This is a genomic window from Pseudomonas sp. 05L36 (genome assembly GCF_056398125.1).
On the sequence record NZ_JBFTOU010000015.1, the window covers coordinates 133,724 to 146,081 of the forward strand.

The following is a 12,358-nucleotide window of genomic DNA, read 5'->3' on the forward strand; positions in this document are numbered from 1 at the left end:
CGTTCAGCATATTCGAAGCGAGTTTCCCTCCATGAAAAGCCAACCCGATGCCGCCTGCCGTATGGTGGCCGAGGTAGTGACGCAGTTGCCTGTGCCCTCGCGGCTCGGCATGCTGCGTTTCGAACGGCTTAATGAACCCAGCTGGGCGCTGCTGTTTCTTGATCCCAATTGCGAACGCCAGTTCGGCCTGCCGGCCGTGGAGCTGTGTGCGCTGGTGGGCTCGCCCTACGCCAGCCTGATGGAGCCGCAAGCGCGCTATCAACTGCACGACGCGGTCCAGCAACAGCTGACTGAAAGCACGCATTACCTGATCCGCTACACCCTGCACACCGCCTCAGGCTCCCTGAATCTGCTGGAACTGGGCGAAGCCTACAAACAACACAACCGCCACCTGTTGCGCGGCTATCTGCTGGTCATCGACGGCCTGTTCGAGGATGACCCGCTGCAACCGGCCCTGGATCTGGAAACCCAGAACTCGCGCCTGCAATTCGCCCTGGAACTCAATCAGCGTGCCCAGCAGGAGCAACTGCTACATCTGGACCGGGTGCGTGCCCAGCAGGACCTGATCCTGCTGCTGACCCGGCAACGCTACAGCAGCAACAATTCCCTGCAAGAAGCTGCCGAACTGATCACCCGCAGCGCCTGCGACATTTACGAAATCGACTGCGCCAGCCTGTGGCACCTCGAAGGCTCGATGCTGGTGCCGATCTCGGCCTACCACCGCACGAACCAGGAATACCTGCTGCCGCAACCGATCGACGTCAGCGTGTTCCCCGATTACCTCGACGCCTTGCACACCGGCCGCGCCATCGACGCCCATAACGCCATGCGCGACCCGCGTACCCGGGAGATGGCCGAGAGCCTGCGCCCGCGCGACGTTAACGCAATGCTCGACGCCAGTATCCGCGTCGATGGCCAAGTGGTCGGCGTGCTGTGCCTGGAGCAGACCGGTGCGACCCGTGCCTGGCAACAGGACGAAATCGCTTTTGCTGGCGAACTGGCGGACCAGTTTGCCCAGGTCATCAGTAACCACAATCGTCGAACCGCCACCAGCGCCCTGCACCTGTTTCAGCGTGCGGTCGAGCAAAGTGCCAACGCCTTTCTGCTGGTCAACTGCGACGGCGTGGTGGAATACGTCAACCCGAGCTTCACCGCGATCACCCAATATTCCACCGAAGAAGTGCACGGTCAGCGCCTGTCGGAACTGCCGGCCCTGGAGAACCTCAGTGAACTGCTGTTCGACGCACCTTCGGCGTTGGCCAAGAGCAACAGTTGGCAAGGCGAATTCAAGAGTCGCCGGAAAAACCTCGAACCCTACTGGGGCCAGTTGTCGATCTCCAAGGTTTACGGCGACAACCGCGAGCTGACCCACTACATCGGCATATACGAAGACATCACCCAGACCAAGCTTGCTCAGCAACGCATCGAGCGCCTGGCCTACACCGACAACCTGACAAACCTCGGCAACCGCCCGGCGTTCATCCGCAACCTCGATGAACGCTTTGCCCGGGACAGCGATGCGCCGATCAGCCTGTTGCTGGTGGACATCGACAACTTCAAGCGGATCAACGACAGCCTCGGCCACCAGACCGGCGACAAACTGCTGATCAGCCTCGCCCGGCGCCTGCGCAACAGCCTGGTTCCGAGCGGCAGCCTGGCGCGATTCGCCAGTAATGAATTCGCCGTGCTGCTGGACAACACTGACCTGTCGACGGGCCAGCAAGTGGCCAACCAATTGCTGGCGACCCTCGACAAACCGATGTTCGTCGACAACCAGTTGATCAGCGTCACCGGCTCCGTGGGCCTGGCCTGCGCGCCGCTGCACGGGCGCGACCCGCAAACCCTGATGCGCAATGCCGGGTTGGCGCTGCACAAGGCCAAGGCCAACGGCAAACACCAGGTGCAAGTGTTCACCGAAGCGCTCAACGCCGAGGCCAGCTACAAGCTGTTCGTCGAGAACAACCTGCGCCGAGCCCTGACCCAGAACGAGCTCGACGTGTTCTATCAGCCCAAGCTGTGCCTGCGCAGCGGTCGCCTGCTGGGCATGGAAGCACTGCTGCGCTGGGACCATCCGGAAAAGGGCATGATCCGCCCGGATCAGTTCATCAGCGTCGCCGAAGAAACCGGACTGATCATTCCGATCGGCAAATGGATCGCCCGCCAGGCATGCCGCATGAGCAAAGCGCTGACCGCCGCCGGCCTGGGCAACCTGCAAGTGGCGATCAACCTGTCGCCCAAGCAGTTTTCCGATCCGGACCTGGTGGCCTCCATTGCCAACATCCTCAAGGAAGAAGCCCTTCCCGCTCATTTGCTGGAGCTGGAGCTGACCGAAGGCCTGCTGCTGGAAGCCACCGAAGACACCCACTTGCAACTCGACCAACTCAAGCGCCTGGGCCTGACCCTGGCCATGGACGACTTCGGCACCGGTTACTCGTCGCTCAGTTACTTGAAAAAATTCCCCATCGACATCATCAAGATCGACCGAAGCTTCATCCACGAAATCCCGGACAACCAGGACGACATGGAAATCACCTCCGCGGTGATCGCCATGGCGCACAACCTGAAACTCAAGGTCGTGGCTGAAGGCATCGAAACCGCCGAACAGTTGTCGTTCCTGCGCCGTCACCGCTGCGACGTCGGCCAGGGCTACCTGTTCGATCGTCCGATCCCGGGCAATGAGCTGATCGAAAAGCTCAAGCGCTACCCGCGTGGTCCAATCGCCTGACAGACACAGAACCTGCTCGCGAAGGGGCCATCGAAATCGCTACAAAATCCATTCCTTACCACTTTCCTTGAGCTGCATCAAAAGACCGATTCGTTAGGCACCTTACCATTGGACATCGAACATTTCTAACGTCCTCTGGAGCCCTCATGAACAAGTCCATGCTCAGCGCTTCGCTGGTTGCCTTCGCGCTCGCAGCCCCGCTCGCCCAAGCCCACGAGGCCGGTGACATCATCCTTCGGGCGGGCGCCATCACCGTTAACCCGAAAGCCGACAGTTCCAGCGTGAAGGTCGATCAGGGTCCGCTGGCCGGTACCAACCTGGGCGGCAAGGCGACCATGGACAGCGACACGCAGCTGGGCCTGAACTTCGCCTACATGCTCACCAACAATTGGGGGATCGAACTGCTTGCCGCCACTCCGTTCGAGCATGACGTGAATCTCAAAGGTACCGCCCTGCCTGCTGCCAACGGCAAACTCGGTTCCCTGAAACACCTGCCGCCAACCCTGAGCGTGGTCTACTACCCGCTGGATTCGAAGTCGGCCTTCCAGCCCTATGTCGGCGGTGGCATCAACTACACCTGGATCTACGACGAAAGCCTCAGCAGCGAAGCCAAGTCCGCCGGTTTCAGTAACTTCAATGCGAAGAACTCCTGGGGTCTGGCCTGGCAGGTCGGTGCCGACTACATGCTGACCGACCATGTCATGCTCAACGCCCAGGTGCGCTACATCGACATCGATACCCGCGCCACAGTGGAAAACAACGCCATTGCCCCGGGCACCCGCGCCAAGGTCAACATCGACGTCGATCCGTTTGTGTACATGGTTGGCCTGGGTTACAAGTTCTAAGCGACATCGCTGGAAGAATGTTCACGTGGTGGTGAACCAGGCCGTTGTGGCGAGGGAGCTTGCTCCCTCGCCACAGGGATTGCATCCGCTTTAACGCAAATTCCGGCCGTGAAAAAGGCGCCTGTAAAAAGGGCTCACCGGAGGCAACTTGCCGACCACGGCTTCCAGCGCTTCGAGCATTTGCTTGAGGGTCGTCGCCTGGTTCCAGCCGACGTTGACCGCACCGACTTCGACCCGGGGTTTCTCGATGGCCTGCACCAGCAAGTCGACCAGGTCTTCGACGTAGACAAAATCCCGGGTCTGCTCGCCATCGCCGAACACGGTGATCGGCAAGCCCTTTAGTGCGCGCTCGCTGAAAATACTGATCACCCCGGAGTACGGCGAGGACGGATCCTGGCGCGGGCCGAAGATGTTGAAGAAGCGGAAAATCACCGGCTCCAGCCCATGCAGGCGGCGGTAGAAATCGAAGTAATGCTCGCTGGCCAGTTTGTCCACCGCATAAGGCGTCAACGGCGCCTTGGGCGTGTCTTCGTCGATCGACTCACCTTCGCCATTGTTGCCATACACCGCCGCGCTGGAGGCAAACAGCACGCGCTTGACCCCGGTCTGGCGCATGGCTTCGCAGACGTTCAGCGTGCCGATGAAGTTGCTCTGGTGCGTACGCACCGGATCGTCCACCGAGGCCTGCACCGAAGCCACGGCCGCGAGGTGCGCCACGGCGCTGCATCCAGCCATCGCCTGGGCAACCAAAGCCGCATCGGCCACGTCGCCGACGATCAGTTCGACCCTGGGATTATCCAGCGGCAGATTGCTGCGCTTGCCGGTGGACAGGTCATCGAGAATCCGCACTGCATGGCCCTTGGCAAGCAGGGCGTCAGTCAGGTGTGAACCAATGAAACCGGCACCACCGGTGATCAAAACGGGACCGTCAGCCATGGCGATAGAACCTGTCCAGTAGACCGGGAAGCGCCGCACGCCAGGCGCGCGGCTTGATCCCGAAGGTGTGCAGAATTTTCTTGCAGGCCAATACCGCGTGTTGCGGTTCTTCGGCAGCATCCGGACGCGCGGCGTGAGCCTGAGCGGTCGGGGCCTCAATGGCCAGCGGATGCAGGCTGCGGGCTTCGGTCAGAATCGCCTGTCCCAGCGCCAGCGGCGTGGTCGCCTCATGCCCGGCGTAGTGGTAGGTGCCCCACAGCGGCGCGGCGCAATCGAGTTGCTTGAGCACAGAAATGATCACCCGGGCAGCATCGTCGACCGGCGTCGGATTGCCGCGTCGGTCGTCGGCCATCAGCAGTTCTTCGGGTTGTTCGGCACGGGCGAGGAAGCGGCCAAGGGTGCCATCCGGACTGTCGTCCAGCAGCCAGCCGAAACGCAACAGCACGTGTTGCGGGCAGGTGGCGCGAACGCTTTGTTCGATCCGCCACAACGCCTGACCGCGCAAGCCCAGTGGAACGGGTTCGTCTTTTTCGCTGTAGGCCGTGGCACGGGAGCCATCGAACACTCGATAGCTCGAAGGTTGCAGTAGAACGATGTTGTGGTGCTGGCACAGTTCCGCCAGACGCTCGATCGCACGCTCCTGGCTGGCCAGACGCTGTTCGCTCACTGCCTCCGCCTGAAACCAGTCGAAGTAGTAGGCAAGGTTGATCAATGCATCGGGACGGGTGTCGTCGAGCAGTTGTGTCAGGCTCGCGGCATCCCAGCCGTCTTCGGGCGGGCGGGGGGCGAGGAAACCGATGTCTTCCTCCGCACCGAGGCGAATCAGCGCCTGCCCAAGGGCATTTCCGCCGCCCAGTAACATAAGGCGCATTCGCATAGAGTCAGCAGGCCCAGTCTGATTGAAACAATGGCGTTATCGACACCGCGCCCAGGCGATGTCGTTGGTAATTGCCGGAATCGTTGCATTTTGCGGGTTTAGTGCGCAACCGTCACCCGTAAAGTGTAGATGTCTGACTTTTGCGGTGCCTGGACTGGCCTCATCGCGAGCAAGCTCGCTCCCACATTGGATTTATGTGAACCGAAGATCCACTGTAGGAGCGAGCCTGCTCGCGATGAGGCCCTGGAAGGCGGTGAAGATCTTGAGTGGTACTTGCATCTTCGGCCACCCACCCGCATAACTTGCTGCATGAACCTGCCCATTCCTGCAGACAGTGCCCTGAGCGGCTTTCATCCCGCAGTCAGCGCCTGGTTCAGTCACACATTCGCAGCGGTCACCGCCGCCCAGGCCCGGGCGTGGCCGTCGATCCGCCAGCGCCGTTCGACCCTGGTCGCCGCGCCCACCGGCTCCGGCAAGACCCTCACCGCCTTTCTCGCCGTCATCGACGACCTGGTGCACCGCGGCCTGGAAAGCCCCGAAGGCTTGCCCGACGCCACCCTGGTGGTCTACGTCTCGCCGCTCAAGGCGCTGTCCAACGACATCCAGATCAACCTGCAAAACCCGCTGGCCGGCATTACCGAACAGTTGCGCGTGATGGGTCTGCCCGAATTGCAGATCACCACCGCCGTGCGCACCGGCGACACACCGCAAAAAGACCGCTCGGCGATGCGCAAGACGGCGCCGCATATTCTGGTGACCACGCCGGAGTCCCTGTACGTGCTGCTCGGTTCCGATTCCGGTCGGCAGATGCTTGGCACGACACAAACGGTGATCATCGACGAGATCCACGCCATGGCCGCCAGCAAACGCGGCAGTCATCTGACCCTGAGCCTCGAACGCCTGCAAGCACTCTGCCCTGAGCCGTTGCTGCGCATCGGTCTGTCTGCCACGCAAAAACCCGTCGAAGCCGTCTCGCGCTTCCTGGTGGGTCGCGACCGCCCGTGCGAGATCGTCGACATCGGCCACGCCCGCCCCCGCGATCTGGATATCGAAGTGCCGCCCGTGCCGCTATCGGCGGTGATGGCCAACGATGTCTGGGAATTGGTGTACGACCGCCTCGCCGCCCTCGCCCGGGAACACCGGACCACGCTGATTTTCGTCAACACCCGGCGCCTGGCCGAACGCCTCAGCCGGCACCTGAGCGAGCGCCTGGGCAAGGCTGCCGTGGCGGCCCACCACGGCAGCCTGGCCAAGGAGTTTCGCCTGGACGCCGAGCAGCGACTCAAGCGCGGCGACCTGCAGGTGCTGATCGCCACGGCGTCGCTGGAACTGGGGATCGACATCGGCGAAGTCGACCTGGTGTGCCAGATCGCCTCGCCGCGTTCGATTGCCGGGTTTCTGCAGCGGGTCGGCCGTTCAGGGCACCAGGTCGGCGGCACGCCCAAGGGCCGCTTGTTCGCCACCACCCGCGACGACCTGATCGAATGCGCCGCGCTGCTCGACTGCGTGCGCCGGGGCGAACTCGATACCTTGCTGATCCCGCAAGCGCCGCTGGACGTGCTGGCGCAACAGATCATCGCCGAGGTCAGTTGCCAGGAATGGCCGGAGCAAGCGCTACTGGAGATGCTGCGGCGTGCCTCGCCCTACACCGGGCTCGACGACAAACACTACCAGGCGCTGCTGCACATGCTCGCCGAGGGCTACAACGGGCGTCAGGGCGTCCGCAGTGCCTACCTGCACCGCGACGCCGTGAGCCGCACCCTGCGCGGTCGCCGTGGCGCAAAACTGACAGCGGTGACCAGTGGCGGGACCATTCCGGACAACGCCGACTACAGCGTGCTGCTGGAGCCTCAAGGGCTGAACATCGGCAGCGTCAACGAAGACTTCGCGGTGGAAAGCATCGCCGGGGATGTCTTCCAGTTGGGCAATACGTCCTATCGGATCCTGCGCGTGGAAACCGGCAAGGTGCGGGTCGAGGATGCCCAAGGCCAGCCGCCGACCATTCCGTTCTGGCTCGGTGAAGCACCGGGGCGCAGCGCCGAATTGTCCGCGGCGGTGGCGCGCTTGCAGGCACAACTCGACGACCTGCTGGGGGCTGCGCCAGGCAACTTGCAGCCAGCGCTCGACTGGCTGACCGAGACCTTGGGCTTGAACCTCGCCAGCGCTGATCAACTGGTGGACTACCTGGCCCGTGCGCGACAGGCGTTGGGGGCCCTGCCATCCCAAGACACGCTACTGATGGAACGTTTTTTCGACGAGTCCGGCGGCACGCAACTGGTCATTCACACGCCGTTCGGCAGCCGCATCAACCGCGCCTGGGGCCTGGCCCTGCGCAAGCGTTTCTGTCGCACCTTCAACTTCGAATTGCAGGCCGCCGCCAGCGAAGACGCCATCGTGCTGTCGCTGTCCACCAGCCACAGTTTTGAACTGGACGACGTCTGGCGTTACATGCACAGCAACAGTGCCGAACACATCCTGATCCAGGCCGTGCTCGACGCGCCGCTGTTCGGTGTGCGCTGGCGCTGGAACGCCGGGGTGGCCCTGGCGCTGCCGCGCTACAGCGGCGGGCGCAAAGTCCCGCCGCAGATCCAGCGAATGAAAAGCGAAGACCTGATCGCCAGCGTGTTTCCCGACCAGATCGCCTGCGTGGAAAACCTCGCCGGCGAACGGGAGATTCCCGACCATCCGCTGGTGGAGCAAACCCTCGACGATTGCCTGCACGAAGCCATGGACACTGAAGGTTGGCTGGCACTGTTGCGGCGCATGGAACGCGGCGACATTCGCCTGATCAGCCGCGATTTGCCGGCGCCTTCGCCACTGGCGGCGGAGATTCTCAGCGCCCGGCCCTATACCTTTCTCGACGATGCGCCACTGGAAGAACGCCGCACCCAAGCCGTACTCAACCGCCGCTGGAGCGACCCGCAATCCACCGACGATCTCGGCGCGCTGGACGCCGAGGCGATTGCCGCCGTGCGCGACGAAGCCTGGCCGACGCCCTCCGGTATCGATGAAATGCACGAGGCCTTGATGAGCCTGGCGTGCATCACCGATGCCGAGGCCGACGCCAATCCGCAGTGGCTCGACTGGCTCACGACCCTGGCCGACAGTGGACGCGCAAGCCGTTTGCAGATCAACGCCGGGCAATCACTGTGGCTGGCGCTGGAGCGCCTGACCTGCCTGCGGGCAATTTATCCACAGGCCGAATTGACGCCATCGCTGCAAGTGCTGCCGGACTTCGACGAGGCCTGGGAACCCGACGACGCCATCCTCGAACTGATCCGCGCGCGGCTAAGCGCCTTCGGGCCGCTGGCGCTCAATCGTATTGCCGAACCGCTGGGCTTGCCCGCTACACAGGTCAACCAGGCCCTGGCGCAACTGGAACGCGAAGGCTACGTGCTGCGCGGCCGCTTCACCCCGGGCACCGCTCAGGAGGAATGGTGCGAGCGGCATTTGCTGGCCCGGATTCACCGCTATACGGTCAAGCGCCTGCGCCGGGAAATCGAACCGGTGGCGTTGCAGGATTTCATGCGGTTTCTGTTCGACTGGCAGCATCTGTCGAGCGCAAGCCAGGGCCAGGGTGCGGCGGTATTGCCGGCCGTCGTTGCGCAGTTCGAAGGCTACCCCGCCGCCGCTTCAGCCTGGGACAGCGACATCCTGCCGGCGCGGATCAAGGACTACTCGGCGACCTGGCTCGATGATCTGTGCCGCAGCGGCAGACTGGTGTGGACGCGCCTGACTGCGCACAACAAAAGCGCCAGCACCGCCCTGCGCAGCACGCCGATCGTGTTGCTGCCGCGCAACCGGGTCGGACTCTGGAGCGGCTTGACCGAACAGACGCCGGTCAGCGAACTGTCGCCGAAAACGCAAAAGGTCCACGCCGCCCTCAGCCAGCATGGCGCGCTGTTTTTCGATGAGCTGATCCATGAGGCCCACCTGCTGCGTTCGGAGCTGGAGATCGCCCTGCAGGAACTGGTGGGCGCGGGGTTGGTGAATGCCGACAGCTTCGCCGGATTGCGCGCACTGATCACCCCGGTCAGCAAGCGCCAGCCGCGCAACAGTCGGCGTGGGCGCGGGGCATTTATCGGTGGCATGGACGACGCCGGGCGCTGGGCCCTGTTGCGACGCGAACCTGCCGCGCCGGTGGTGGAAAACCAGCGGACGCCTGCCGAAACCCTTGAACACATCGCCATGACCTTGCTGCGCCGCTACGGTGTGGTGTTCTGGCGCTTGCTGGAACGTGAGGCGGACTGGTTGCCGAGCTGGCGCGAACTGCTGCGTACTTTCCATCGCCTGGAGGCTCGCGGCGAGATTCGCGGCGGGCGGTTTGTCAGTGGCCTGGCGGGCGAGCAATTCGCCTTGCCCGAGGCGATTCCATTGCTGCGCGAGGTCCGGCGTCGACCCCATGGCGGCAGCCTGGTCGCAGTGTGCGGGGTCGATCCGCTGAACCTCGCCGGCACGCTATTGCCCGGCTCGAAAGTCCCGGCACTGGCGAGCAATCGACTGGTGTATCGCGACGGGTTGCCGGTCGCTGCCGAGATTGCCGGCAAGCAGCAGTTCTGGGTGGAACTGGATCAGCAGATGGGCGCTGAAATACATAAAAAACTGATTCAACACAGTTATCTGTAGGAGCTGGCTTGCCAGCGAAGAGGCCTTCAGGTTCAAGATCAATGTTGCCTGACCATGCGCCTTCGCTGGCAAGCCAGCGCCTACAAAGGTGTTGCTATTGAGACCGCGGCCGATCCGGCATCAGCACCGCCGAGTGATCCGGCTCATGCCCTGCCTCGGGTGGCGCTTCGACCAGATGCCGCGGCACCAGCGCCCGCTGTGGATAAGTCTGCGCGAAGTTCACCCACGGGCAGTTATCCACAAGCTTTTTCAAACGCTGGTTGAAGGCGCGGCTCACCGCATATTGGCCACCGGACACCGTGCGGAATTGCGCGGTCAGCACCACACCGTTGAGGTCCATCTTGTCGACGCCAAACACGTCCAGCGGTCCTTGCAGGTTGTAGCGCAGGAATGGGTCGTTGCTGATGGAATGCCCGGCCTCGCGGATCAGTTCAATGGCCTTGTCGACATCAGTGTCGTAGGTGAATTGCACCGAGAAAAACGCATAGGCGAATTGCCGCGATTGGTTGGTCACGGCCTTGATCTGCCCGAACGGCACCGAGTGCACGAAGCCTTTGCCGTCGCGCAAGCGCAAGGTGCGGATGGTCAGACCTTCGACCGTGCCGGCATGTCCGGAATCGAGCACCACCCAGTCGCCGATGGACAGGGTATCTTCGATGATGATGAACAGCCCGGTAATCACGTCCTGCACCAGTTGTTGGGAACCGAAACCGATCGCCAGGCCGATCACCCCGGCACCGGCCAGGAAAGGCGCGACGTTGATTCCCAGGTTGGCCATGGTGGTGATCGCGCAAATCACCACCAGGATGATTTTGATCGCGTTGCGCAGCAGCGGCAGGATGGTTTTCACCCGCGTACTCGGCTGGCGCGCCGAACGCTTGTTGGTCGGTGGCTTCAGGGCTTCCTGAATCGCCGTGTCGAGCACCACCCAGACCATCCAGGTCACCAGCAGGATCAGGCCGATGTGGCTCAGGGAATCACTGATCGCCCGGCCCACGGCATTGCTCACCGCGAATTCGAACAGCGACACGCCCCAGACCCGTCCGAGGATATCGATGAACACGATGGCCATGCCGATGCGCAGCAAGGCGTGGGACAGATTGAGAAAGCGTTCCTTGTAGGCGCTGCTGCGGCGCAGGTCCGCTTCGCTGCGGGCCTTGAACAAATGGTGCAGCGTGGTGCTGAGAAACACCGTGGCAATCAGCAACACCGTGGTGAACAAGGCGCTGCGCAGCACTCTCTGGTTGTCCGCCCCGGCGCCGATCAGGTTGATGATCGAAACCAGTACCATCAACAGAATCGGCCAATACCAGAGCCCGGAAAATATCCGCAGGGTTTCACGCAACGCCGGCTGCCTGAGGCGCTGAGCCAGCGGCAAAATACGGATCACATGGGCGACCGGGCGACGCATGCGGATCACCAGCAAGCCGAAGGAAACCGACGCTGCCAACCCGGTGAACACGGCGATGCTGCTGGTGAGATTGTTGCCCAGTTGATGGGCGATCTGCGGGCTGGTCAGGGCATCGCTCAATGCCACCAGAAAGCCGATACCGAATAACGGCCGGGGACTCTTCTCGCGAATGATCTGCACCGCCCGCCGCTTGTGGCCGGCATTGAACACCACCACCAGCGACAGCACCAATGACGCGGCAAATATCCCCGCGCTAGCGGCATAAGCCAGACACAGCGCCAGCACCCGACCCGCCGATATCGGCAAAAACTGGCTGGCATAAATCGTCAGGGGCAGGCTGACCACCGCCGGAAGGGTGTAGGGCAGCACGTAACCGAGCAACGCCTGGCCCCGTTCACGACTGAGCAGCAGACGATGCTCGCACAGGCGCCTGGCGGCCATCCGCCCAAGCAGCCAAAGACAGGCAAACACCACCGTCCACACGCAGGTCAGCAGCAGGAAATCGCCGGCGACGCTCCAGGGCGAACGCGCCGATGGCTGATTGACCAACTGATCCACTTCATCGGCCGCGAGATCGGCACGCAGGCGCCAGGCGTCGACCAGGTTCTCGTTGAGATCGAGTTTGGTCTGGACCTCGTCGATGCTTGTACTGATGGCCCCCAGTAATCCGCCTTGCACCAAGGGTTCGGGGTGCGCCAGCGGCGTCGCGGCGGCCGGCAGCCCCGGTATCGCGGCGGCTTCCAGTTGCTCGCTGCCCAGAAACAGCAACGCTCCCAGCAGTATCGCGGTCTTGAGCCTGATCAAAGCACCCACTCCTTTGGCTGTGTCTGTAAGGAACTGATCGAGAAATGCCGGGCAAGTTCGGATATTGCCCGCAGATAGCAGGACCGCGATATTTGATCTGCACGCAAATATCAAATGTCCATCCCTGTATTTTT

Annotated in this window: 5 protein-coding genes and 1 pseudogene; 3 read left to right on the top strand and 3 right to left on the bottom strand. The window is 62.6% G+C overall.

Annotated elements, in window-relative coordinates:
- Nucleotides 1–31 precede the first annotated feature (31 nt).
- Entirely contained in the window at nt 32–2,725 is a 2,694-nt protein-coding gene (locus tag AC1DKH_RS17235; protein ID WP_477798748.1) for a sensor domain-containing phosphodiesterase, read from the top strand.
- A gap of 146 nt (nt 2,726–2,871) precedes the next feature.
- Nucleotides 2,872–3,570, top strand: a complete 699-nt coding sequence (locus tag AC1DKH_RS17240) for an OmpW/AlkL family protein (protein ID WP_477753634.1) — start codon at nt 2,872–2,874, stop codon at nt 3,568–3,570.
- A 132-nt stretch (nt 3,571–3,702) separates the two neighbouring features.
- Here AC1DKH_RS17240 and AC1DKH_RS17245 read toward each other — a convergent pair.
- Together AC1DKH_RS17245 and AC1DKH_RS17250 are read right to left on the bottom strand one after the other, a co-directional pair.
- A pseudogene (locus tag AC1DKH_RS17245) lies at nt 3,703–4,506 on the bottom strand (NAD-dependent epimerase/dehydratase family protein); the annotation flags it as partial.
- A complete protein-coding gene (locus tag AC1DKH_RS17250; RefSeq protein WP_095941931.1) occupies nt 4,499–5,383 on the bottom strand; it encodes a sugar nucleotide-binding protein in 885 nt (294 codons plus the stop codon). The pseudogene AC1DKH_RS17245 and the gene AC1DKH_RS17250, both read right to left, overlap by 8 nt.
- 309 nt (nt 5,384–5,692) lie before the next feature.
- Here AC1DKH_RS17250 and AC1DKH_RS17255 point away from each other — a divergent pair, with 309 nt between their 5' ends.
- Nucleotides 5,693–10,009 (top strand): DNA glycosylase AlkZ-like family protein, encoded by a 4,317-nt coding sequence (locus tag AC1DKH_RS17255; RefSeq protein WP_477798749.1) that lies wholly within the window; start codon nt 5,693–5,695, stop codon nt 10,007–10,009.
- 94 nt (nt 10,010–10,103) lie between these two features.
- Here AC1DKH_RS17255 and AC1DKH_RS17260 read toward each other — a convergent pair whose 3' ends face one another.
- Nucleotides 10,104–12,224, bottom strand: a complete 2,121-nt coding sequence (locus AC1DKH_RS17260) for a mechanosensitive ion channel family protein (protein ID WP_477798750.1) — start codon at nt 12,222–12,224, stop codon at nt 10,104–10,106.
- Nucleotides 12,225–12,358: the final 134 nt, after the last annotated feature.

Excerpts from the sequence above, each read along its gene's own strand:
- AC1DKH_RS17250 (WP_095941931.1), bottom strand. The coding sequence starts at position 5,383 with ATGCGAATGCGCCTTATGTTACTGGGCGGCGGAAATGCCCTTGGGCAG.
- AC1DKH_RS17255 (WP_477798749.1), top strand. The coding sequence starts at position 5,693 with ATGAACCTGCCCATTCCTGCAGACAGTGCCCTGAGCGGCTTTCATCCC.
- AC1DKH_RS17240 (WP_477753634.1), top strand. The coding sequence starts at position 2,872 with ATGAACAAGTCCATGCTCAGCGCTTCGCTGGTTGCCTTCGCGCTCGCA.
- AC1DKH_RS17235 (WP_477798748.1), top strand. The coding sequence starts at position 32 with ATGAAAAGCCAACCCGATGCCGCCTGCCGTATGGTGGCCGAGGTAGTG.